Below are 23482 nucleotides of genomic sequence, written 5' to 3'. Positions count from 1 at the left end.
CCTAGTCCAGCGGATGGCGCGGTGACGGCATCTGCCCACCTGCTGGCCGGGCCGCCCAGCCGGCGAGCAGGCGGGCGTGCTCGGCCACCGCGGCGCGCAGCGCCTCCGGGTGTCGCACCGTGAACGGGCAGCCCAGACCAGCGAGCAGCGCGGCCATACCGGGCAGACTCTCCGCCCGGGCCCGCAGCAGCACTCCCTCGGCGGTGACGGTCAGCTCGGCCACGCTGGGCGGGATGCGACGGCGCGCCGCATCCACATCGGTCTCCAGCAGCACCTCGACCTCGTGCGAGTAGGGCACGCCGGCCAGCGACCTGGTCACCCGGGCCACCGGATCGAAGCCCTCCGGGACGGTGAACGTCGCCGTGCCGGGCGTCACGGCGCCGACGCGGTCCAGACGGAACGTGCGCACCTCACCGCGCCGGTGGTCGTGGCCGGTGACGTACCAGCGGCCGGAGTGGAAGACCAGGCCGTACGGGTCGAGTTCCCGGTGCGACCGCTCGCCCCGCCAGGAGCGGTAGTCCAGTGCCACCCGTTGCCGGTGCCGGGCCGCCGCGGCCAGCGCGAGCAGGGTGCCCGACGCCGGCCGCAGCTCCGGTTCGGGGCTGCGCAGGGTGAAGCCGAGGTGCTCCTGCACGGCCGCGAGCCGGTCGGCGAGCGCCGCCGGCAGGACCCGACGGATCTTCGCGAGCGCCGTGGCCGTGGCGGGCTGCTCGGTGGTCAGCCCGACCCGCTCCGCGACGACCAGCCCGAGCAGCACGGCCACCGCCTCGTCGTCGGTGAGCATCAGCGGTGGCAGCTTGTAACCGGGGTGCAGCCGGTACCCGCCGTGGCGGCCCCGGTCGGCGGTGACCGGGATGCCCAGGTCGACGAGGGTGGCCGCGTACCGGCGCACGGTCCGCTCGTCGACACCGAGCCGACCGCTCAGCTCGGCGGCGGTCGCGCGGTGCCGGGTCTGGAGCAACTCCAGCAGGGCCAGCACCCGACCGGCGGGATGTGACACAGACCACTCCTCGAAACCGGGCGGATTCTGTCCGGATTCGATCGTACGGTCTGTCGGTAGCCGAGAGAAGGAGCGACAGATGGCGACGTACGTACTGGTGCCGGGGTTCTGGTTGGGTGCCTGGGCGTGGCGGGAGGTGACCTCGGCGCTGCGCGCGCAGGGGCACGAGGTCCACCCGATGACACTGACCGGGGTGGCCGAACGCCACCATCTCGCCGGTCCGGAGACCGGCCTGGAGACGCACACCACCGACATCGTCCGACTGATCGAGGTCGAGGATCTGCGCGACGTGCTGCTTGTCGGCCACTCGGGCGGCGGGATGCCGGTCGCCCAGGCGGCGGACCGCATTCCGGACCGGATCGCCCGGGTGATCTACGTGGAGAGTGGGCCGTTGCCGGACGGCGTCGCGCAGTTCGACACCGTGCCACCGGAGGAGCAGCAGCGGCTGCGCGCCGCGATCGGCACCGGCCACCTGCTGCCGCCGCCGGCGTGGGACCCGGCCGCCGACCCCACCAACCTGGCCGGTCTGGACGAGCCGACGCTGGCCCTGCTGCGTGCCCGGGCCACCCCGCAGCCGCTGGCGGCCGCCACCGACCCGGTACGCCGTACCGGCGGGCGTCCGGTGCCGACCGCGCTGGTCGCCAGCACCTTCCCGCTCAGCGTGGTGCGGCAGATGATCGGCGAGGGACACCCGTTCTTCACCGGTTTGGCCGGCGGTCAGCTGTTCGAGCTGCCCACCGGGCACTGGCCGATGCTCAGCGAGCCGAAGGCCCTGGCCGACGTGCTCGACCGCGCCGCCCGCGGCTGAGCGCCGAACCGGGCCGAGGTCAGCCCCTCAGCACGGCGGCGATCTCGGCGACGACCGCCGCCGGGGCCCGGCCGTCGGTGGTCACCGTCATCGTGGCGACCTCGCGGTAGAGCGGCCGACGCTGATCCATCAGGTGCTTGAGGGTGGCGCGCGGGTTGATCGCCAGCAACGGCCGGCCGGCGCCCAACCCGACCCGCTTCACCGCGTCCGGCAGCTCCACCGAGAGGTGCACCACGCGGTGCCCGATCAGCGCGGCCCGCGTCTCCTCGGCCAGCACCGCGCCGCCGCCGAGCGCGAGCACACCCGTGCCGCCGGCCAGCGCCGCGGCCACCGCGGCCCGTTCCAGGGTACGGAAGTGCGCCTCTCCCTCGTCGATGAAGATCTCCGGGATCGGCTTGCCGGCCATCTGCTCGATGTCGATGTCGGTGTCGCGGAACTCCACCCCGAGGGTGGCGGCGAGCGCCCGGCCGACGGTGGTCTTGCCGCAGCCGGGCACGCCGACCAGCACGACGACCGGTGCCATCAGCGGATCACCAGGGCGTCGAGGTAGCCGGCCAGGTTGCGACGGATCTCGGCGATCGAGTCCCCGCCGAACTTCTCGGTGGCCGCCTCGGCGAGCACGAGCGCCACCATCGCCTCGGCGACCACCGCCGCGGCGGGCACCGCGCAGACGTCGGACCGCTGGTTGATCGCGGTGGCCGGCTCGCCGGTGGTGATGTCCACGGTGGCCAGCGCCCGGTTCAACGAGGAGATCGGCTTCATCGCGGCACGAACCCGCAGCGGCTCGCCGGTGGTGATGCCACCCTCCAGCCCGCCGGCCCGGTCGGTGACCCGGCGGACGCCGGTCGCCGACGGGATGATCTCGTCGTGCGCCTCCGAGCCCCGGGAGCGGGCCTGCTGCCAGCCGTCGCCGATCTCCACGCCCTTGATCGCCTGGATGGACATCAGCGCGGTGGCCAGTCGGGCGTCGAGTTTGCGGTCCCACTGCACGTGACTGCCCAGACCCGGCGGCACCCCGTACGCCAGCACCTCGACCACGCCCCCGAGGGTGTCGGCGGCCTTCTTCGCGGCATCGACCTCGGCGACCATCAGCGCGCTGGCCTCCGGGTCGAGGCAGCGCAGCGGGTCGGCGTCGATCCGGGCCGCGTCGGACGGCACGGGACGCAGCCCGGGCTTCGCGGCCACCGGACCCAGCTCGACGACGTGCGAGACGATCTCGATGCCGAGCGCTTGCCGGATCAGCGCCTTGGCGACCGTGCCGACGGCCACCCGCGCGGCGGTCTCCCGGGCGCTGGCGCGTTCCAGGATCGGCCGGGCGTCGGTGTGGCCGTACTTCTGCATACCGGCCAGGTCGGCGTGGCCCGGCCGGGGACGGGTCAGCGGCGCGTTGCGGGCCTGCCGGGCCAGCTCGTCGGGGTCGACCGGATCGGCGGCCATCACGGTCTGCCACTTCGGCCACTCGGAGTTGCCCACCCGGATCGCCACCGGGCTGCCCAGGGTCACGCCGTGCCGCAGACCGCCGAGCAGCTCGACCTCGTCGCGCTCGAACGCCATCCGGGCGCCACGGCCGTAGCCCAGCCGCCGACGGGCCAGCTCGTCGGCGATCTCGGAGGAGGTCACCTCGATGCCGGCCGGCACCCCCTCCATCATCGCGACGAGGGCGGGACCGTGCGATTCACCTGCAGTCAACCAGCGCAACACAGCGGCCAGTCTGTCACGGCGTGCCACCGACCCGGCACGCTGCCCGCCGTGTCCCGCCCTGCGGACACCGGTGCCCGGTCGACCGGGCACCGGTGTCCAGGTCAGATCCCCCGACCGCGCTTGTGCAGGGTGCGCAGCACCGCGTCGGCCCGGACCACCCGACCGGCGACGGCGAGGGCCAGATAGGCGCGCGGCTCGCGGGGATTGCTCCGCAGGGTGCGCCGAGCCCACCGCAGCGCGCCCCGGCGGTTGCCTGCGGCGGCCTGGGCGAACGCGATCTGACCGGCCACCCGCGCCGCACCGGCCGGCTGGCCGGCGAACTCGGGGTAGCGCCGCAGCAGCCACTGCAACGCGTCGGAGATGGTGTCCCAGCGCTGCGAGAAGTACGAGCGCTTGTGCCACCGGACCAGCACCGAGGGCGTCCGCAGGTTGATCAGTGGTGCGCTGCGCGCCGCCCGCAGCAGGAACTCGTAGTCCTCCGCGTAGCTGCCCGGGATCTCCTCGTCGACCAGCCCGAACCCGTCGCGCAGCGCACTGGCGCGGATCAGGAAGGTCGACGGGTGCAGCTCCGTCAACCGGTCGCGCAGCAGGTCGTCCAGGCTGATCCGGTCCTTGTCCAGCACCCGGTCGACGGTGTGCCCGTCATAGCTGACCCGGATGCCGGAACAGACGAACTCGGCGGCCGGGTCGGCGGCCAGCGCGTCGACCTGCGGGGCCAACTTGCCGGGCAGCCACTCGTCGTCGTCGTCGCAGAACGCGACAAGATCACCCGCACCGGCGAGGGTGCCGCTGTTGCGGGCACCGGCCAACCCCGGGGTACGGGTGTTGCCGATCACCCGCACCGAACGGGTCGGGCCGCCCGCCAACTCGGTCAGCGACTCGTCCTGCGCGGACTGGTCGAACACCACCACGACCTCGATCGGCCCCGGGTACTCCTGCGCCAGGATCGCGCGCACCGCCGACCTCAGCAGCTCCGGGCGGTCCCGGGTGGGCACCACGACACTGACGCTGGGCTGGTGGGTCATCGGATCTCCTTCGCACCCGGGCGCGGCCGGGACCAGGCCCGCCACCGGAGTGGGCGCGGGGTCGAGCGGGCCACCAGGTCGTCGACGATCCGCCCGACCCGGGCCACCGCCGCCCGTTGTGCCTCGTGCGCCTGCGGGTCGGCGGCAACCGCGTACCGGGATGGGTCGGCCAACCCGTCGGCCAACGCGCCGTGCAGCGCCTCCCGGGTCTCGCAGAGCGCCACCAGGCCGGCGGCGCCGAGCCGGCGGGCGAACAGGAGCTGGTGGTCGTCGACGTGCTCACCGCGCGCCGGGTCGCGAGGCACCACGATGGGCAGGTGGCCGTGCCGGCGCGCCTCCAGGATGGTCGCCGGGCCACCGTGGCAGACCACCAGGTCGGCCTCGGCCATCGCCTGTTGCAGCGCGTCGTGGCCGAGGAACGGCACCGCGCCGGGCAGGTGCGGAGCACGGGTGTGCCCGTGCTGCACCGTCAGCCCGACCTCGTCGGTGGCCTGCGCGTGCCACTGCGCCAGCCAGTCGACGAGCCGGTCGAAGGGGTGCTTGTCGGTGCCCACCGCGACCAGCAGCCGGAGCTGGCCGGCCGCGGTGTCCCGCTGGCGCGGCAGCCGGGGCTCCTCGTCGGTCGAGGCGGGTTGCGATCGCCGGGCGGTGCCGGCCTCCCCCGTCACAGCAGCGTCCCGACGACGGTGGCCTCGGGATACTGCCGGCGCTGCTCGTCCCACTGCACGAGCATCGCGGACAGGAACGGTCGGCAGAGCCGTGCGGTCAACGTCGGGGTGTCGATCCGGTCGTACACCTCGATGTAGACCGTCGGGATGCGCCACAGCCGGGCCAGCACCACGAACGGCACCGCCACCCCAGCGCCGGTGGTGACCACCGCGGCGACCCGCCGGGCCCGCAGCACCTGCCAGGCCAGCAGCGCGTTGCGCAGCAGGTTCGGGATGTTGCGGGTGGTCGGGTGGTGCGCCGGCACCAGGTCCTCGCCGGTCAGCAGGGACACCGCCTCCGGGGTGTCGAAGGTGACCCAGCAGCGCCGCCACTGTTCGTACCAGGGCCGCAGGGCGAGTAGTTGGGCCAGATGGCCACCGCTGGAGCCGACCAGCAGAAGCACTGGCGCGGCATCGTCGTCGATCTTCGTGTCCACGCGACTCCCCACAAGTTCGCTTGGAATTCCAGTTCACGCCACGCAGAAGCAGATCACACGTTCTCCGGTCGTTGAATAGCGCGACCGGCCGAGACGTCGATCTCCACATCGGGCACCCGGGCGCGTCGAACGCCCGAGGTCCATCGATCGTTATCACCACCTGCCATTATGTCGTCACTCTGTGGCGCGCCTCGACGCCACGATTCCTCCGGATCAGCCGCTATGTCTTTTCTCGATGACGTCCAGAAGTGCGGGATGCAGCGCGGTGTTCCAGCCCGCGCCCGCGTCGGCCAACCGCCAGGTCCGCAACCACATCTCCACCAGGTACGCGTCGGCGACCAACCGGCGCTGCGACGCGCCGAGACCGAGTCGCTCGCCGTGCCGGTCCAGGTACGCGTCGACGGCCGACGCCGCGACAGCGGCCGACTCGCCCCGCAGCACCAGGGCCCGCTGGAACGCGTCGTGCGCCAGGTCGAACCCGATGGGCACGTCCGCCCCGCTGTGCTCCCAGTCCCAGGCGACCAACCGGCCGTCGTGCCGACCCAGGTTCCAGGGCACCCAGTCGCCGTGCCAGTGACCGAACTCGACGCCGGTGTCGCCGTGCCGACGAGCCAGCGCGGCCACCGCGGCGACCGCCCGCGCACCGGACTCCTCGGCCGCGGCAGCCCGGTCGGCCTGCCCGGCCAGACGGGTCAGGAAGGTCGACCCGGCCAGTGCCCGGCGTGCACCCGGCGGGCCGCCACGCCGGGCGACCGCCAGCAGCGCCGCGATCCGCGGCGGGTCGTCGACCGGCACACCGCGTACCGCCGGTGGCAGCGGCTCGATCACCGCGACCACCTGGCCCGCCCACGCCGTCTCGGTGAGCAGCCGCGGCGGCGTCGGATGGTCGGCGACACCGGTCACCGTCCGCAGCGCCCGCAGCGCCGCCGCCTCGGCGGTGACCAACGCGCGGGTCGCGTCGTTCCAGCCGATCTTCGCGTAGCCGCGCGGCCGACCGTCGGCCGTGAAGAGTTGCAGGGTGGGCTTGGCGTTCGGGTCGGGTGGTCGGACCCCGCACGCGGCCAGCAGCGGCGTGCCGCCCAGCTCGGCCGCGAGCCGCTCGGTCAGCAACAACTCCGCCGCCGCAGCCCCGGCGGGCACCGACACGGTCAACGTCGGGAAGGGCGCGAGCCCCACCGCGCCGAGCCGGGCCAGTCCACCGAGCACCGCCCGCAGGGCGCGCACCTTCGGTGGTCGCAGGGCGTTGTACGCCAACAGCGACGCCGCCCCGGCCCGAGGAGCGCCCAACGGCACCAGGAACCGCGCCCGGGCGACCGACGGCACCACCGCGTACCGGGCCACCGCCCGGTGACCGGCCGGTGCGCCGGCACCCACCGCCAGGGTGACCCGCTCGTCCGGGAAGACCGCGCGGCTCACCCAGCCCAGACCGTCCACCCGGGAGCGCGGGTCCGTGGCCGGGCCCACCCGTGTCGTCACGCCGGCCGGTCCGCCCAGTCGAGGTCCAACCCGAGCCGCTGGCGCAGCGCGTCGTTGTGCGGCCGGTAGTAGTCGGTCAACTCGGCGCGTACCGCCGGCTCCAGCGGCGCCGAGCGCCGGTCGTTGAAGACCTTGAAGTGCGGCAGGTCGTACGCCGGCAGGCCGAGGAAGTCGAGGGTGCGCCGGTAGGTCGCCCGGGAGTCACGGTAGAGGTCCTCGCTGGGCAGGAACAGGATCTGCTGCCTGTCGAAACGCTCCAACCACGGCTCCAGGTGCTCCAGGTAGCGCCCCCGCGCCCGGTACGTGTACCAGTCGTACGCCTCGCTGAACGACTCCGGCTCGGCGATCAGCCGCTCCCGCTCCCCCGCCGTCCGCTCCGGCTCGGCGGCCAGCGCGGCGGCGAAGTCCAGCGGCTCGATACCGTGCGTGCGGCGCTCCTTCCAGTGCGAGTACGCCCGCTCCACCGGGTCCCGCAGGAGCACGATCAGCTTCACCCCCGGCAGCAGCGCGGCGACCCGCTGCGCGGCGAGTGGGTGGAACATGTACAGCGGCGCGGCCTCGCCGACCCGGACCGGCCCGCCGTGCCGCTTCGACAGGGCGTCGCGGTGGCGCTGGGTCGGGAAGTGCGAGCGGTACCACGCCTCGCCGCGCCCCCAGTGCTCCTCGAAGTAGTGCGCCGACTTGGTGTTCCACGCCGGGAAGAGGCGGGGCACCAGCGGGTGCTGGATGAGGTAGTTCCACAGGGAGGTGGTGCCACCCCGTTTCGTGCCGATGATCAGGAAGTCCGGCAGGGGCCGCCGGTCACTGGTACGGACCCCGTAGTCCACCAGGGACTCCTTCACCCGGACGGTCACCTGGGTCGGGACCAACTGCTTGACCCGGTCACGGATGGACGCCACGACGGACCTCACCTGCCTCTCGTCGATGCCGGGCCGGGGTCGGCGGCCGCGGCCGCGGTCTCCCGTCCACGGACCTGCCTCATGGTCTCCCGAACACCGGCGCGCACCCGGGGCAACGTCAACATGCCGACGCAGCCGGCGAGCAGCACACCCAGCGCCACCGCCAGGCCGGGCAGCCCGCGCCCGCCCACCAGCACACCGGCGCCGGCCGCCAGGCCCACCGCGGTGACCGTGGCCGCCGCGGCACGCACCGTCGCGCGGTCGAACAGTGGCTCCCGGACCACCGACCGCGCGAACCCGGCGGCGGTCAGGTTCTCGGTGGCGATGCCCGCCGCCCAGGCCACCGCCGCTCCCGTGGCGCCGTGCCGGGGGATCAGCCAGAGGCCCAGCGAGACGGTCACGGTCAACCCGGCCACGGTGGCCACCAGGTGCAGCCCGCTGCGCCCACCCATCAGCAGCAGGCTCTGCACGTTGCCCACCCCGGTGTTGACGAGCATCGCCAGCGCGAGCACGGTCATCGCCGGCACACCGGCGGTGAACTCCGGCCCGAACAACTGCAGGAAGGCCAACGCGAAGACCGCCAGCAACAGGTACACCGGCCAGGACAGCACCAGCCCCCAGATGGTCAACTGCCGGTGCACGGCCGCCGCCGCGGCCCGCTCGCCGCGCCCGAGCAGCCGGGACAACTGCGGTGACACCGCCACCCGCAACCCCTGCATGGCGAGCTGGCCGGCCAGGACGTACCGGCCGACCGCGCCGAACACGCCGGCGTCCGTCGGCCCGGCCAACACGGAGGTGAGCAGCACACCCACCCACATGCTGCCCGCGTCGATGGCCGCCGACGCCGCCCGGGGCAGCGCGAACCGCCAGAACGTCGGCCAGTCGCCTCGGGTCGGTCGCAGCGCCGCGCCCCGGCCCAGCCCGAGCGGACCGGCCACGAGGGTGAGGCAGACCAGCAGCGCCACCGCCGCCGGCACCAACCAGCCGGTCATGCCGGCGACCAGGCCACCGCCGGCCAGCGCGGCGGCGCCGACCAGCAGCGGACGGGCGACCGGCAACAGCAGGAACTGCACCCCGACGTACGCCCGGATGGACCGCACGCAGCGCAACGCGGCCAGCAGGAGGGTCATCGCGACCACCACCGGCACCGCGGCGAACGTGATGGTGAGCAGCGCGTGGCCGCTCGTACCGGAACCACGCAGCAGCCGGGGCGCGAGCGCGTCCGCCGCCAGCACGCCGACGCCGGCGACCAGGAGCCCGGCCAGCAGCGGCGGGATCAGCGCCACCGGAAGGACCCGGGCCGCGTCGCCGCGCACACCGACGCTACGCCGGGGCAGCGACCACATCAGGCCGGTCTCCGCGCCGAGCGTGCAGATCGCGGCGGCCACGGTGACCACCCCGATCGCCGCGAAGAACGCGCCCGCGCCGGCCGTGCCGTACGACCGGGTGATCACCACGGCCAGCACGAAGCCGAACAGGCCGCTGGTGGCCGCGCCAAGCAGCCCGGCCACGCCGCTGCGCGCGCTGCGTCGGGTCTCGGTCGAGCCCGCGTCGGCGATGACGGCCGGCTCGTCCGCACCGGCGGGCACCGGCGTCGGGTGCTCCGGACCGGTCGGCGGTCGGGTGGCGGCGGTCACGCCGGCACCGCCGCGGCCGGCGCGGCGGGCTGCGACCACCCGGGCGCCCGGGGCGACCCGGTCCACCGTTCCCGTTCGGTGAGCGCCATCGCGAAGCCGACCGCGAAGAACGCGACAGCCAGATTCTGGTTCGCCATGCCGTAGAACGGGACCTGCACCAGGCAGACCACCGGCACCACCGACAGCCACTGCCCGGCCGCCGACGTCGCCCGCGCGCAGATCACCGCGGCGGCGACGAACCAGGCGAGGAAACAGACGAGCGCTGGTACGCCGTGACTGAACAGCACCATCCAGAGCTGCCCCTGGGTGCCGATCGGCGCGTCCGCCGACACGGTGTCGACGTTCACCGGCGCGCCGTAGCCCAACCACGGTGACTCCTGCACCCGGCGGATCACCTCGGTGTAGAGCGAGAGCCGGTCGGTGTTGGTGTCGCTGGAATCGACCCGGTTGCTGATCAACTCGGCGATCGGAATGAACAGTGTGGCCAGCGCGCCGATCACCACCACGCCCACGATGGACGCGGCCACCCGGATGTTGCCACGCAGGCTGGCCCGCACCCCGAGCACCGCGAGCCCGGCACCGAGGCTGAGGAACATCGCCCGGTTGAGGGTGAGGAACGCCGGAGCGAGCGACAGCGGCAACGACGCGAGGAGCACCCAGCGCAGGACACCCCGCCGACGCAGCATCGTGAAGGCCACCACGCAGGGCAACGTCATGGCGTACGCGCTGCCGTAGTTGTTCGTGTACGCGAACGGCGCGGCCGGCCGGTAGATCGGGTTGAGCGACCGGGTGCTGTATTCGGCGGTGGTCAGGTGCACCATGTCCTGGATGAACGGGGTGCCGGCCACCCCTCCGGGCAGCAGCACCTCCATCGGGGTGGCCATGGCCAGCCGGGGCACCAGCACCCCGAGCCAGCCGAGCGCCACCAGCGCGAACCAGAACGCGCAGAGCGGACTGAGCACCGCCACCAGGCTCGCGCGTTCCCGGGCGGCGACGTAGACGTAGACACCGACCACGAGCGCGGTCAGGTAGAAAGCCAGGCGCAGGGCGAACGTCAGCAGCGAGGCGGGCGACGGCAGCTGGGTGGCGCTGACCACCACGATGGCGAGGAACAGCAACCAGATCCCGGCCGCCGGCGGCAGTGGCACCCGACCCCGGGTGAGCAGCAACGCGAACAGCAACCCACCCAGCAGCGGCCAGCCGAGGTAGAACGCACCGAACAGCCACCAGAGCGGCACCAGGCCGAACATCAGCGACAGGGGCCAGAGCGGCAGCCGGGGCGGCAGCGACGACGGCACCGGGGCGATACCGGCGGTAGCGCCGCCGGGCGGCGGATCGGTCGCCGGGGCGCGGGTGACCGACACGCTCAGGCCCGGCCGTTACGGGTGAGCACGAAGCCCAGCGGGGTGACCCCGGCGGCGCGCAGCCGTTCCACCAGGCGTCGCAGGTCGCTCTGCCGGGTGCGGTCCCGCTCCACGACCACCACGGCGCTGCCCTGCCGGGCGACGGCGACGCCGCGCTCGTCGGACTCCGCGGGCGGGGCGTTGAACAGCACCAGGCCGTGGTCGGCGCCCTGTCGCCAGGTGCCGAACCGGACGCTGCCCACACCGACGCTCACCTCGTCCGGGTCGACGACCCGACCGTTCTCCGGGCGGGCGGACGACACCCGGGGCAGCGTCAGCGTGGCGTCGGCGTCGGTGGACGGGCGGGCGCCGGGCGGGTGCGGGGAGGGTCGGCGGGGGGTCGCGGCCTCGCCGGTGCCGGCGGGCGGAGGGCTGCCGGCCGGGCGGGGCTTCGGCACCAGCGGCCGGGACGGGTCGATGGGCAGCCGTCCCCGGTCGGCGAGCACCGTGGCGCGCAGCAGTTCGGTGCGCCCGCTGTCGTCGGCGACGAAGACGTCGCGGCCGTCGGCGGCGAGCGCCACCGCGAGCCCGGCGGTGAGCGCGGAAGCGTCCTCCCGGGCGCTGACCAGCGCCACCCGGGCAGGTGGACGGACCCGCTCGGCGACCGCCATCGCCACGTACCGGACGTCGGCGTCGACCGCCCGGGGGCTGCCCCGGAACGCCGGCCTCCGCACCGTGCCGAGCAGCGGCAGGCCGGTGGCGTCCCGGCCGTCGGCGACCGAGCGGACCCGCCGGTCGGCCGACTCCCAGGCGTACGCGAGCACGATGCCGATGAGCGCCCCGCCCAGCAGGCCGGCCACCAGGTAGAGCGGCCGGTGCCCGGCGGAGGCGACAAGCGACTTCTCGGCGGTCTGGGTGACCCAGCCGGGGTTGACGTCGACCGCGGCGATCTCGGTACGCGCGGTGTTGAGCTGGGTGAGCTGGTTGTTGACCCCGGCCAACTCGGCGACCACCGCGTTGCCGGCGGCGGGGTCCTTGGTGGTGCTGGCCCGTTTCTGCAGCGCGGCCTGCTGGGCGGCGACCTTGGTGATGCTGACGTCGTAGGAGCGCAGCATCTCGGCGCGCTGCTGCTCGTACATGGTGCGTCGCACGTCCAGGTAGGTCTGGGCGGCCAGGTTGGCGCCCTGCACCGCCCGCTGCGCCTCGCCCGCCTGGTAGCTGAAGCGCAGGATCTGCCCGCCGGTGGGCACCTCGACCTCGAGCGCGCCGCGAATGTCGCGCGGGTGTCCGCCGGCCGCGTCGGCGAGCCGCTGCACCACCTCGGTGCCGGTGGCGATGCCGCTCTCCACGTTCATGTTGACCGCCCGGTCGGCACCCGCGCCGCTGGGGGTGAAGGCGTCGGTCACCACCGGCCGGACCGCCACCACGGCGTTCGCCGTCAGCGCCGCCGGCACCAGCAGCACGTAGCCGAGCGCGGCGAGCAGACCGACCAGGGCCGCCGCGCCGACCAGCCGCAACCGGTGCATCGGCACCCGCAGCAGGTCGGTCAGTGTCACCGCGCCGGGGGTCGCGGCGGACGGGCCGTCGGTGGTCCAGGAGCCGGAAGTCGCATCAGTCATGGAACTTCTTCACCGTCTGTTGAGGATTGCCGACGACCACGACGCCTGGAGGGACGTCCGTGCGGACCACCGTCGCCGCGCCCACGACGCTGTCCCGGCCCACCCGGACGCCCTTCATCACCAGGGCGTGCGCGCCGACCCACACGTTGTCCTCAAGGACGATCGGGGCGCGGGTGGCCGGGCCGGGCGGGGCGTGCCGTTGCGCGGGCGGCAGGTTGTGGAAGTCGTTGTCGAGCAACTCACAGTCCGACAGGAGGCACCGGTCCCCCACGGTGACCGATGTCCAGGTGCCGATCCAGGTGGCGTTGAGCAGACAGTCTGCGCCGACGCGTACCTCACCGGGACCCGCGAAGCGGACCAGCTTGTTGATCCGGGTGCGGTCCCCGATGGTCACCCGTACACCCCGGCGCAGCCGGATTCGGCCCCGGATCTCCACGTCCCGGCCGAGCGTCAACCGCCGGTAGCGGAGCTGATACCACACGCGTTTGACCGCGAAGATCAGACGCACCGCGCGTCTCGTACGGATGCCAGCGGCGCCGAGCAACGAGCCTCCCCACGTCACGGGGCCGGTGACGGTGTGCCCGCCACCGACCCAACGTGAACAATCTACCGACGCTCCGTTACGAACGGTTGACCATTACTGCACGGAGAAGAACGTCGAGGGGGTGGACCAGGACAACTCGGGCGTCGCGGCGCTGATCACGGTCGCCGTCGTGCCATCGACCGCCATGCTCGACGTGGCCGCCGGGTCGAACGGCGCACTGCGCAGGGTGCCGTCGGTGCCACCGTAGACGATCCGACCGCCCACCCAGGCCATGCCACGCACTCCCGACCAGGTCACCCCGGTCGTCGGCAGGGTGAACTCGGTGGCGCCGAGATAGTTGCCGTCGATCTCGAAGTAGCGGTAGTAGAGATTGTTGGCCCCGGTGCGGGTGTAGTAGAGCCGACCGTCGAGGAAGAAGGCGCCGGTCAACACCGCCGGGTTGTACCAGTCGTTGTAGCCGGACGCCTCCCACGACGAGCCGATCGCGCCACCGTTGAACAGCGAGACGTCGATCCGGCTGCCGGTGGGCGTGCCGGCCACCGTGTGCGCCCAGTAGATCCGGTCGTTCACCCGCCACGTCGCGCCGGCATCGGTGTAGGCGGGCTGGCTGACCGTGGTCGCGGTGCCCAGCGCGGTGCCGTCGAACGGCACCTTCGCCACCGTGCCCGCGCCGGTGTTCAGGTAGAGGTTGCCGGTGGTGGCCGACGGCGGGTTCATCGGGGCGAAGGTACGCCCGCCGGCGAGCGGGAACATGCCGAGCCGGCCATGGTATTCCTCGCCCATGCCGTCGGAGTTGTGCCCGAAGTAGAGGCCGTCCGAGCCGCGCCAGAGCACCGGCACCGCCGAACCCCAACTGCTGGTGCCCGAGGGCATCGAGGCGCTGCCACTGCGGCGCGGATTCCAGTTCACCGGCATCCCGGTGGCCGGGGTGACGGCGGCGATACCGAGCCGGTCGACCGCGCCCGGACCGGCGTTGTCGCTGGCGTTCGGGTTGTTCATCCAGCGGAAGTGCCCGCCCAGATAGATCACGTTGTCCGCCACCTCGACCGAGGTGATGGTGTCGTTGCCGGTGAAGTCGGCCCAGGTGGCGACCAGGCCGCTGCCCCGCGCGGCGGTCTCGAAGCGGACCAGGACGTCGCAGTACGCGGTCGGCCAGCCACCGCCACCGTTGCTGCCCACGACGAACCAGCTGCCGTCCTCGCCGAACTTCACGTCCTGCACGTAGTGCACGAAGGTCGCCGGCGACGCGCAGGGCGAGGTGTACTTGGCGGTGCTCCAGTCGAGCAGCGTGGGGGTCGCGGAGACGTCCACGAGCGCGATCTGGTTGCGCGCCAGGCCGTTGACGAGCGTGAAGTTACCGCCGACGACGAGCGTGTTGCCATCCGGTGCGACGTCGAGGGTCCAGACGTACGACGTGGTGCCGTGCCGTCCCACGGTGGCGTCGATGACGAAGCTCGGGTCGATCGCGCCGGTGGTCGCGTTGAGCCGGCCGATACCGACGTGCGCGGTGCCGTTGAGCCAGTTGAACGCGCCGGCCACGTACAGCCAGTTGCCGTGCAGCGCCAGGTCGCGGACCGTGCCGCCGTCGGAGCGCCCGACCCAGCTGTCGATGATCGCGCCGGTGGCCGGGTCGAGCGCGACCAGGTTCTTCCGGGAGACCCCGTTGACGTTCTTGAAGGTGCCGCCGACGATCAGCGTGCCGCCAGGACCGGCGACGAGCGTGTTGACCGCCCCGTCGAGCACCGGCAGGAAGGTGGTGGACATGGTGCCGGTGAGTCGGTCGTACGCGAAGAGGTAGCGCTGGGTGACCCACGCGGCGCCGGCGGTCTGCCGCAGTTGGGTGAAGCTGCCGCCGACGAAGACCGTGTTGCCCACCTGCGCGAAGGCGCGGGTCTCACCGTCTCGGGCGTGCGGCGTCACATCGGCGGGGTTGGCCGACACCAACGTGGCCGTCTCGGGGACCGGCACCACCGCGGCCGACGCGGTGGTGGGTACGCCGAGAACCGCGGCGACGATCGCCAACGCGACCATCCCCGCCCAGCCCCGACGTTGTCCTGCGAAACGCCACAAGTGCGAAAGTCTAGGCACGCTGCGCCTCCAAGGTGGATGAGAACCCGGGGTAGCGTGCCTCGTCCAGCTTGGTCAATGAAATCCGCCGATTGGGCGGTGCATGAATCTGCTAGCCGACAGAACGCCGGAGGGTCGGATGTCCGACCTCCGGTGCGCGGCGTCCTGTCAGTGGCCGAAAACGGTCGTCAGCGGCTCCCCCCGGTGGGCTGCCGCAGGTACGGATCCTGCCCGGCCTTCGCGAAACCGGCCACCGCTGCGGCGTCGTGGTTCATCGTCATGTCGCAGGTCGCCGTGCGGCTGGTCATGCCCGGCGAGTTGAAGTAGATGGCGGCCTTGATCTTCGGGTGGGCCTTCAGCGCGGCCGGGAAGTCCTGGAACCAGCGCTGCTTGGCGCCCAGGTCGGCGGAGTTGAAGTTGGTGCCGAACTCGGCGAGCATCCGGGGCTTGCCGGCGCCGATGCCGTTGGCGTCCAACCAGTCGTAGAAACCGCCCACGGTCGTGCTCGGGCTCTTCCACACCGTGCTGCCGTTGCAGACGTGGAAGTTGTACGGGTCGTAGGCCACCCAGTCGACGTAACGGTCACCGGGGTACAGGCCGGCGTACCGGGAGTAGTGCCCGGACCAGCCCATCATCGTCCAGACCCAGACCGCGTTCGTCGCGCCGGCCTTGGCGAACCGCTCGTGGACGTAGCGCCAGGCGCGGACGAAGTCGGCGTCGCCGCCCTTGTTCGGCTCGTCCTCCGGCTCGTGGTCGAAGCCCATGAACACCGGTACGCCCGCCGCGCGGATGCGGCCCGCGACCGCGTCGATCGTCGCGTCCTGCCGGCCACTGTAGATCTCCGACCACTTCATCGTGGTGCCGGCGGAGAAGTCACGGGACTCCCAGGCGAAGAACATCAACCGGCCCTCGCGCATCTGCTGCGTTTCGTACGCGTCCGGGAAGGCGCCGTTGCTGCCGGCGTTGGAGAAGTCGTGGTAGCGGTGCACGATGTCGAACTTGCGCCCGACCTGCGCCTCCACGTCGGTGACGGCCTTGCCGTGGTCCCAGCCGCCGGATGCCCCGGCCGGCGAGTACATACCCCACCAGGCGCCACAGGACGGGACGAGCTTGTCCGACACGGAACCACACCGGCCGTCCGGGAGGGTGCCGCTCGGGCTCGGTGTCGCGGTCCGGCTCGGCGCGATGGTGGCCGACGGCTTCGGCGCGCCGGTGGTCGGCGCGGCGCTCGGCGCCGCACTCGGCGGCGGCGCGGGCCGGGTGGTCGTCACCGACGACGGCCGGGTGCCGATGTCGTAGCTGATCACCAGGCTGGGACGCAGGTCCGGGTTGCGGTTCTCGACCGACGCCCAGTAGACCCGGCTCTCCAGGCCCGTCTGGGCCAGGGCGACAGTCCAGGTGCCGTTACCGGTGACCAGCTTGGAGATGTCCCACTCGTTGAAGCCCTTGGCCACACCTGACACGCTGTCCAGCACCGCACCGGCCGTCGCCAGCGGCGGCCGCGATTCGCGGGCGCTCAGCGGTGAGGCGTGCGCCGTCACCGTCGCGGGGAACTGCTGCCAGGCGTGCATCCGCAGCGTCGCCCGGACGTTTACCGCGGCGGCCGGCACAGTGGTCACCGCGAACTCGATGACCGCCTCGCGGCCACCACGCGGATTGCCGTCGCAGCGCGTCGCGCAGGTCGCCAGCGTCGTCTTGGTCGCGTTGTCGCCGTCCTGCGACACCGCGGTCGCGGTGGTGTCGGCCACCGCCCGGATCGACAGGTCGTCGCTGGCCAACAGCGGCATCATGGTCGCCACGACGCCGGCCACCACCGATCCGCCGACCACGCCGATGGCGATCGCCTTGCGCCGGGGCGCGGAGCGGAACCGGGTAATGCGGTGCAGTCCGTGCCTGGTCAAGGAAACTCCCTGTGTCTGCGTCCGTAACGGTGAGCAGCGTATCCATGACCAGGACGCATCGCGGGAACGACAGTTTCCCGTAAGCGCGTCTTAACCGTCAGCTAAAGAAAGCCACCTCTGGTCGCCTGTCGTACCGCCTCCCGCATCGCCGTGACCGGTGCGGCCACGCCGGTGAACTGCTCGAACTGCCCGACCGCCTGGGCCAGCAGAAGGTCCAGACCGGACACCACCCGCCGCCCCGCCGCGACGGCGGAGGCGGCCAGCGGCGTGGGCCACGGGTCGTAGAGCGCGTCGAAGAACACCGCCCCCGGCCGCCAGGTCACCGCGTCGGCCAACGGGTCGGCGACTCCCTTCGGCACGGTGGAGACGGCCACGTCTGCGGCGGCGAGATGCTGGTGCGCGGCGGCCCAGTCGGCGGGGATCAGCGCGACACCCAGCGCGTCCGCCACCGGCCGCAGCTCGTCGACCGCGGCCGCCCGACGGGCCACCACCGTGACCGAGGAACAGGCCAACCGCGCTGCGGCGGCCAGCGCGGCGCGGGCCGTGCCACCGGCGCCGAGCACCGTCACGGCGGCGCCGGCACCCACCCCGGCGTCGGTGAGCACCCGCACCATGCCGGCGACGTCCGTGTTGTCCGCGTACCAGGAGCCGTCGGGGCGGCGTACCAGCGTGTTGGCCGCGCCGACGGCGAGGGCGACCGGCGACGCGGTGTCGGCCACGGCGAGCGCCGCCTCCTTTCCCGGCATGGTCACCGACAGGCCGGCCCACTCCGGCCCCAGGCCGGCGACCAGGTCCGGCAGCTCCGCGGCGGCGCACTCGATCCGGGTGTACGACCACCCGGTCAGCCCGGCCGCGACGTAACCGGCGTTGTGGATCACCGGGGAGAGGGAGTGCGCGATCGGCTTCCCGAGCACCGCGGCCCTACGGGTCGACACGACCACCGCCGGTTGTCGTCACTGCCCTGCCCTCCCGAGTGTGCCGGACCGGATGCCGTCAGTCGATGATGCCGGCCGCCCGGGCCTTGTCCTTGTTGCGTTCGTGCTGCTCGGGCGTCTCGGCGAACTCGGAGTGCCCCTGCTTGTCGACCGCCACGAAGAAGACCCACTTGCCCGGCGGCGGATCCATCGCCCCTTCCAGGGCTGCCTTTCCGGGGCTGTTGATCGGGGTCGGGATCAGGCCCCGCAGCTTGCGGTTGTACGGGTTCTTCTGGTCGTCCATCTCGGCCGCCGTCATCTGCTTGGACGACTTGGTCGGCTTGCCGATCGACTCAAGGTAGTAGTTGACCGTGACGTCCATCTCCAGGCAGTTGCAGAAGAACTCGCCGTACACCCGGTTGTAGGCCACCCGGGCGACCTTGCCCAGGTCGTCGGCGTTGCCCGCCTCGGCCTGCGCCAGTGAGGCCACGATCAACGCCTCGTACGGGCTGACGCCGCCCCGTTCCTTCTGCACCGTGTCGGCGAACTTCATCTCACCGGTCACCGAGAGGAAGCGATTCACCATCAGCTTCAGGATGCTCTGCGCGGTGGCCTTTGGCGGGATCTCGTAGGTGTCCGGGTAGAGGAAACCCTCGATGGACTTGCCGACCTTCCTGCCGTCGCTGCGCGTGAACCACCAGTCCGGAACGCCGAGCGCCTCCGGGTTCTTCGCGGCGGCCTGGAAGTCCTTGACCGGGATCTTGGTCTTCTCGGAGAGCAGCTTGTAGATGTTGAAGCTCGTGCGACCCTCGGGGATCGTCAGCCCGTTGACGATCTTGTTCTTCAGGTCGAGCATCGCGGTGACGGCGCTCGTGCCACTCATCTGCTTGCGCAGTTTGTACGTGCCCGGCTGGATGTTCTTGCTGCGCGAGTTGGCCTCGGCCGCCTCGATGAACGCCTTCTGACTCTTCACCACGTCGGCCGCGACGAGGGCGTCGGCCATGTCGGCAATCAGCGCACCGCTCTTGATGTCGACGGTGACCTCGCCGGACCCGGCGCCGTCGTAGTCGGGGGTGACGAAGTAGCTCTGGATGCGGTCGAAGCCGTAGAACGCGCCGCCACCGATCGCGCCCAACAGGACCAGGGCCATCAGCAGAGCCAGGAACGTCTTGCCCCGGCCGCCGCCGGAGGCACCGTTGCGCTTGCGGAAGCTGCGCCGGTGCCGGCCCTTCTCCCCCCGCTCCGCCTCGTCGAACCCCAGTTCCAGATCGTCGATCATTTACGTCCGCCTCCGCTGCGCGTCCAGCCAGCTCTGCAGGATCTCCACTGCGGCCGCCTGATCGACAACCGCACGTTGACGTTTACCTCGGACGCCACGCTCGGCAAGCCTACGAGAGGCGACCACCGTCGACATCCTCTCGTCGGTGAGCGTTACCGGGACGGGCGCTATCACATCGACCAGTCGGTCAGCGTACGCCTTCACGTGGACAGCCGCCGGACCATGCTTGCCGGCGAGATTGACCGGAAGGCCGACGACAACCCCGACGGCCTCGTGCTCGGCCACCAGCGCGGCCAACTCGGCGAGATCGCTGGGCACCGCGTCCGGCGCGGCCCCCAGATCACGGGCCAGCGTGACCAGCGGCGTTGCCAGGATCCCGTCCGGATCCGAGCGGGAGACGCCCACCCGCACCTGACCGACGTCCACGCCGATCCGCACACCACGCGTCAGCTCAGCCACCGACGGTCACCACCGGCCGGGTACGAACCAGGGCGGACCAAATGGCCCGCCCTGACTCACAGTAATGATCTATCACGCTTCGGTGATCGCCTTCTCGACGGTGAGCAGCAGCTTCGGCGCCTCGGCCGCCGGGAGACCGCCGCCCTGGGCCAGATCGGGGCTGCCCCCGCCGCGCCCGGAGAACGCCGCCTTCACCAGATCCGACGCGGCCAGGCCCCGGCCGCGCGCGGCCGCGTTGACCGCCACCACCAGGGACGCCTTGCCGTTCGACCGGGCCGCCACCGCGACCACCGCCGGCCGCGCCGGGTCGATCTTGCCCCGGATCTCCTGGGCCAGGGTCCGCACGTCGTTGCCGGCCGCGCCCTCCGGCGCCTCGGTCCCCACGTACGCCACCCCGCGCACATCCTTGGCCTGCGCCGCGAGCGCCGACGCCCCGCCCAGCACCAACTGGGCGCGCAGCTTCTCCAGCTCCTTCTCGGCGTCCCGGAGCTGGGTGACGGTCTGCTCCACCCGGTCGGCGACCTGGTCGTTGGGCACCCGGTACAGCTCGGCCAACCGGGAGACCAGCAGGTGCTCCTTGGCCAGGAAGCCGAAGGCGTCCATGCCGACGAGCGCCTCGACCCGGCGGACACCGGACCCGATCGACGACTCGGAGAGGATCTTCACCAGGCCGAGTTGGGCCGAGCGGGCCACGTGCGTGCCGCCGCACAGCTCCCGGGCGTAGTCGCCCACCTCGACGACCCGCACCTCCTCGCCGTACTTCTCGCCGAAGAGCGCCATCGCGCCGATCCGCCGCGCCTCGTCCAGCGAGGTGATGAAGGCGTGCACCTCCAGGTCGGCCAGGAGCACCTCGTTGACCTGCTGCTCCACGTCCCGCAGGACGGTCGGCGACACCCCGGTCGGTGTGTTGAAGTCGAACCGCAGCCGACCGGGCGCGTTCAGCGACCCCGCCTGCGTGGCCGACTCACCGAGGAAGTTCCGCATGGTCTGGTGCACCAGGTGCGTCGCGGTGTGCGACCGGGAGATCGCCCGCCGCCGGGTCGTGTCGATCTCGGCGTAACCCGCCTCACCGGCGCGCACCTCACCCCGGATCACCCGGGCCCGGTGCACGATCAGGCCGGGAACCGGCTGCTGCACGTCGAGCACCTCGACCTGCCCGCCACCGACGGTGATCATGCCCTGGTCGGGCTGCTGGCCACCGCCCTCGGCGTAGAACGGGGTCGTGTCGAGCACCAACTCGATGGTGTCGCCCTCGGTCGCCGCCTGCCGCGGGCCGTCGGCACCCAGCAGCGCCCGCACCGTCGACTCGCGGGCCACCTCGCTGTAACCCGTGAACGTCACCGGGCCACCCGAGTCGAGCACCGACCGGTACGCCGACAGGTCGGTGTGCCCGGTCTTGCGGGCCTGCGCGTCCGCCTTCGCCCGGGTGCGCTGGTCGGCCATCAGCCGGCGGAAGCCCTCGTCGTCCACCGCGAGGCCCTGCTCCGCGGCGATCTCCAGGGTCAGGTCGATCGGGAAGCCGTACGTGTCGTGCAGCTGGAACGCCTTCGCGCCGGACAGCGCCGAGCCGCCCGCCGTGCGGGTCTCGGCGATCGCGGTGTCCAGGATCGTCGTGCCGGCACGCAGGGTGGACAGGAACGCCTCCTCCTCCGCGTACGCGTAGTCCGCGATCCGGTCGAAGTCGGTCGCCAGCTCCGGGTACGACGGGGACATGCAGTCCCGCGCCACCGGCAGCAACTCGGGCAGCGCCCGGTCCTGCCAGCCGAGCAGGCGGATCGACCGGATCGCCCGGCGCATGATCCGGCGCAGCACGTAGCCGCGACCCTCGTTGCTCGGGGTCACGCCGTCGCCGATCAGCATCAGCGCCGTGCGCACGTGGTCGGCGATCACCCGCAGCCGGACGTCGTCCGGGTGCGACTCGCTGGCCACGTGGCCGGAGTGCGCGCCGTAGCGCTTACCGGTCAGCTCCGCCGCCCGCGCCAGGATCGGCCGGACCTCGTCGATCTCGTACAGGTTGTCCACACCCTGCAGGATCGAGGCCATCCGCTCCAGGCCCATGCCGGTGTCGATGTTCTTCGCCGGCAGGTCACCCAGGATCGGGTAGTCCTCCTTGGTGGTGCCCGGCCCCCGCTCGAACTGCATGAAGACGAGGTTCCAGTACTCCATGTACCGGTCCTCGTCGACCGCCGGGCCGCCCTCGCGGCCGTACTCCGGGCCCCGGTCGTAGAACAGCTCCGACGACGGACCGCACGGCCCGGGAATGCCCATCGACCAGAAGTTGTCCGCCTTGCCCCGGCGGACGATCCGGTCGGCGGGCACCCCCACCGACCGCCAGATCTCGTACGCCTCGTCGTCGTCGAGGTAGATCGTCGGCCAGATCCGCTCCGGGTCCAGCCCGTAACCACCCTCGGCGATCGGCTTCGTGGACAACTCCCAGGCCAGCGGGATCGCGCCGGCCTTGAAGTAGTCACCGAAGGAGAAGTTGCCGTTCATCTGGAAGAACGTGCCGTGCCGGCTGGTCTTGCCGACCTCGTCGATGTCCGGGGTGCGCAGGCACTTCTGCACGCTGACCGCCCGCTGGTACGCGGGCGTCTGCTGACCGAGGAAGTACGGGACGAACTGCACCATGCCGGCGTTGACGAACAGCAGGTTCGGGTCGCTGATGGCGGGCAGCGGAGCGGACGGCACCACGGTGTGGCCATTCGCCTCGAAGTGCGCGAGGTACCGCCGCTTGATCTCCGCCGTCTTCATCGCTGGTGTTCCTCCGGAAAGATTTCCCGATCGCCGATCCGCGGGTCTTCCCGCAGGTCGGCGAACTTGTCGTCGAACGCCTCGCCCTGGGCGAACGCGTGGTGGATCTCCTGCTCGCGTTCGGCCATCCCGACCCGGACGTCCTCCACGAAACTACGCAGCGACTCGACGAGCCCGCCAGCGGATTCCGTCAGTGAGCTGGCGATGCCCGCCGGCGTGTACGCCTGCGCGGTCCGGGTCGCCTTGCGGACCACGATCACCCCGACGGCCACGCCGATGCCGAGCCAGAACAAGCGCCTCATGTCCCGCTACCTCCTGGTGCGCCGGGCCGGTCAGCTGTTGCCGCGTCGCGCGGCCCGTCGCTGCTGCTTGATGGTGTCGCGTACCTCGCGCTCGGTCTCGGCGTGCCGACGGCCGGCGGCGGCCTTGCGCACGCCGTAGCCGAACGCGGCCACCTTGACCAGCGGGTTCGCGGCTGCGGCGGAGACGACGGTGGCCAGGTTGGCGACGTTGGCGGTGACGTTCTGCGCGTGGCTGGTCATGGTGTCGACCTTCGCCAACTGGAGGTTCACACCGTCGAGCGAGGTCTGCACCTGCTCCAGGGCGGTGTTGACGTTCTTCACCGTGGTGTTCACGTCACCGAGCAGCGGTCCGGTCCGATCGTTGAGATCGTTGATCATCCGGGTGGTGGCGTCCACCGTGTGCCGCAGCCGCAGGATGGGCAGCGTCAGGATGAGCACCAGCACCGCGAACGCACTCGCCGCGATCAGCGCCGCGATCGCCAAAATGTCGCCCACGCCTGTCCTCCTCAAGCAGAGTTCCGCAGGACCCGACGTCCCCGGAACGCACAACCGTGGCACCGTGGCGGCCGCCACGCCGTCAGCGGTCACCGACGGCGGGCGTGCCCGCCAGCCC

Annotated in this window: 21 protein-coding genes; 1 reads left to right on the top strand and 20 read right to left on the bottom strand. The window is 72.2% G+C overall.

What is annotated here, in order from left to right:
- Position 1: 1 nt before the first annotated feature.
- Positions 2-1000, bottom strand: a complete 999-nt coding sequence (locus AB0C25_RS20760; RefSeq protein ID WP_357375431.1) for a YafY family protein — start codon at positions 998-1000, stop codon at positions 2-4.
- A 79-nt stretch (positions 1001-1079) separates the two neighbouring features.
- Here AB0C25_RS20760 and AB0C25_RS20755 point away from each other — a divergent pair, with 79 nt between their 5' ends.
- On the top strand, positions 1080-1808 hold the full coding sequence (locus AB0C25_RS20755) for an alpha/beta hydrolase (protein WP_357375429.1): 729 nt from the start codon (positions 1080-1082) through the stop codon (positions 1806-1808).
- Positions 1809-1827: 19 nt separating this feature from the next.
- Here the strand turns inward: AB0C25_RS20755 and AB0C25_RS20750 are convergent, their stop codons facing one another.
- From AB0C25_RS20750 to AB0C25_RS20660, 19 genes are all read right to left on the bottom strand, one after another.
- Positions 1828-2331, bottom strand: coding sequence for a shikimate kinase (locus tag AB0C25_RS20750; RefSeq protein ID WP_357375427.1), 504 nt, complete (start codon positions 2329-2331; stop codon positions 1828-1830).
- Positions 2331-3509 (bottom strand): chorismate synthase, encoded by a 1179-nt coding sequence (gene aroC / locus AB0C25_RS20745; protein WP_357375425.1) that lies wholly within the window; start codon positions 3507-3509, stop codon positions 2331-2333. Before aroC ends, AB0C25_RS20750 begins: the two co-directional genes overlap by 1 nt.
- A 101-nt stretch (positions 3510-3610) precedes the next feature.
- Positions 3611-4534, bottom strand: coding sequence for a glycosyltransferase family 2 protein (locus AB0C25_RS20740; RefSeq protein ID WP_357375423.1), 924 nt, complete (start codon positions 4532-4534; stop codon positions 3611-3613).
- A complete protein-coding gene (locus tag AB0C25_RS20735) occupies positions 4531-5202 on the bottom strand; it encodes a glycosyltransferase (protein ID WP_357375421.1) in 672 nt (223 codons plus the stop codon). Before AB0C25_RS20735 ends, AB0C25_RS20740 begins: the two co-directional genes overlap by 4 nt.
- The gene (locus tag AB0C25_RS20730) at positions 5199-5678 is read right to left on the bottom strand and encodes a UDP-N-acetylglucosamine--LPS N-acetylglucosamine transferase (RefSeq protein ID WP_357375419.1); all 480 of its coding nucleotides are present in this window, start codon (positions 5676-5678) and stop codon (positions 5199-5201) included. Before AB0C25_RS20730 ends, AB0C25_RS20735 begins: the two co-directional genes overlap by 4 nt.
- A 213-nt stretch (positions 5679-5891) precedes the next feature.
- On the bottom strand, positions 5892-7154 hold the full coding sequence (locus tag AB0C25_RS20725) for a hypothetical protein (protein WP_357375417.1): 1263 nt from the start codon (positions 7152-7154) through the stop codon (positions 5892-5894).
- Entirely contained in the window at positions 7151-8053 is a 903-nt protein-coding gene (locus AB0C25_RS20720; protein ID WP_357375415.1) for a sulfotransferase domain-containing protein, read from the bottom strand. The genes AB0C25_RS20725 and AB0C25_RS20720 overlap by 4 nt, the downstream gene beginning before the upstream one ends.
- An 8-nt stretch (positions 8054-8061) precedes the next feature.
- Positions 8062-9612: a lipopolysaccharide biosynthesis protein gene (locus AB0C25_RS20715; RefSeq protein WP_357375581.1), complete on the bottom strand. Its 1551-nt coding sequence runs from the start codon at positions 9610-9612 to the stop codon at positions 8062-8064.
- Between the two features lie 74 nt (positions 9613-9686).
- Positions 9687-10997 carry an O-antigen ligase family protein gene (locus tag AB0C25_RS20710; RefSeq protein WP_357375579.1) on the bottom strand — a complete coding sequence of 437 codons (1311 nt, stop codon included), beginning with the start codon at positions 10995-10997 and terminating at the stop codon, positions 9687-9689.
- A gap of 59 nt (positions 10998-11056) precedes the next feature.
- Positions 11057-12652: a lipopolysaccharide biosynthesis protein gene (locus tag AB0C25_RS20705; protein ID WP_357375413.1), complete on the bottom strand. Its 1596-nt coding sequence runs from the start codon at positions 12650-12652 to the stop codon at positions 11057-11059.
- Positions 12645-13151 carry a DapH/DapD/GlmU-related protein gene (locus tag AB0C25_RS20700; RefSeq protein WP_357375577.1) on the bottom strand — a complete coding sequence of 169 codons (507 nt, stop codon included), beginning with the start codon at positions 13149-13151 and terminating at the stop codon, positions 12645-12647. The genes AB0C25_RS20705 and AB0C25_RS20700 overlap by 8 nt, the downstream gene beginning before the upstream one ends.
- A 138-nt stretch (positions 13152-13289) precedes the next feature.
- Positions 13290-15227 (bottom strand): hypothetical protein, encoded by a 1938-nt coding sequence (locus AB0C25_RS20695; protein ID WP_357375575.1) that lies wholly within the window; start codon positions 15225-15227, stop codon positions 13290-13292.
- 224 nt (positions 15228-15451) lie between these two features.
- Positions 15452-17164, bottom strand: coding sequence for a glycoside hydrolase (locus AB0C25_RS20690; protein WP_357375411.1), 1713 nt, complete (start codon positions 17162-17164; stop codon positions 15452-15454).
- 101 nt (positions 17165-17265) lie between these two features.
- Complete coding sequence (locus AB0C25_RS20685) at positions 17266-18078, bottom strand: shikimate dehydrogenase (protein WP_357375573.1); 813 nt, start codon at positions 18076-18078, stop codon at positions 17266-17268.
- 79 nt (positions 18079-18157) lie between these two features.
- Positions 18158-19357 carry an endolytic transglycosylase MltG gene (mltG, locus tag AB0C25_RS20680; protein WP_357375409.1) on the bottom strand — a complete coding sequence of 400 codons (1200 nt, stop codon included), beginning with the start codon at positions 19355-19357 and terminating at the stop codon, positions 18158-18160.
- Positions 19358-19816: a Holliday junction resolvase RuvX gene (ruvX, locus tag AB0C25_RS20675; protein WP_357375407.1), complete on the bottom strand. Its 459-nt coding sequence runs from the start codon at positions 19814-19816 to the stop codon at positions 19358-19360.
- Positions 19817-19888: 72 nt separating this feature from the next.
- A complete protein-coding gene (gene alaS, locus AB0C25_RS20670) occupies positions 19889-22567 on the bottom strand; it encodes an alanine--tRNA ligase (RefSeq protein ID WP_357375405.1) in 2679 nt (892 codons plus the stop codon).
- Positions 22564-22869: a hypothetical protein gene (locus tag AB0C25_RS20665; protein WP_091401860.1), complete on the bottom strand. Its 306-nt coding sequence runs from the start codon at positions 22867-22869 to the stop codon at positions 22564-22566. The genes alaS and AB0C25_RS20665 overlap by 4 nt, the downstream gene beginning before the upstream one ends.
- 30 nt (positions 22870-22899) lie before the next feature.
- Entirely contained in the window at positions 22900-23364 is a 465-nt protein-coding gene (locus AB0C25_RS20660; protein ID WP_357254791.1) for a DUF948 domain-containing protein, read from the bottom strand.
- Between the last annotated feature and the right edge of the window lie 118 nt (positions 23365-23482).

The organism is Micromonospora sp. NPDC048839 (assembly GCF_040649915.1).
Classification (GTDB): Bacteria; Actinomycetota; Actinomycetes; order Mycobacteriales; family Micromonosporaceae; genus Micromonospora.
Note: the sequence above shows the minus strand (reverse complement) of the source record. Positions and strands in the feature narration are given on the sequence as shown.

Bases quoted from the DNA above. Each gene is read 5' to 3' on its own strand.
- AB0C25_RS20755 (WP_357375429.1), top strand. From the start codon at position 1,080: ATGGCGACGTACGTACTGGTGCCGGGGTTCTGGTTGGGTGCCTGGGCG.
- AB0C25_RS20750 (WP_357375427.1), bottom strand. From the start codon at position 2,331: ATGGCACCGGTCGTCGTGCTGGTCGGCGTGCCCGGCTGCGGCAAGACC.
- AB0C25_RS20740 (WP_357375423.1), bottom strand. From the start codon at position 4,534: ATGACCCACCAGCCCAGCGTCAGTGTCGTGGTGCCCACCCGGGACCGC.
- AB0C25_RS20705 (WP_357375413.1), bottom strand. From the start codon at position 12,652: ATGACTGATGCGACTTCCGGCTCCTGGACCACCGACGGCCCGTCCGCC.
- AB0C25_RS20695 (WP_357375575.1), bottom strand. From the start codon at position 15,227: ATGGTCGCGTTGGCGATCGTCGCCGCGGTTCTCGGCGTACCCACCACC.
- mltG (WP_357375409.1), bottom strand. From the start codon at position 19,357: ATGATCGACGATCTGGAACTGGGGTTCGACGAGGCGGAGCGGGGGGAG.
- alaS (WP_357375405.1), bottom strand. From the start codon at position 22,567: ATGAAGACGGCGGAGATCAAGCGGCGGTACCTCGCGCACTTCGAGGCG.
- AB0C25_RS20665 (WP_091401860.1), bottom strand. From the start codon at position 22,869: ATGAGGCGCTTGTTCTGGCTCGGCATCGGCGTGGCCGTCGGGGTGATC.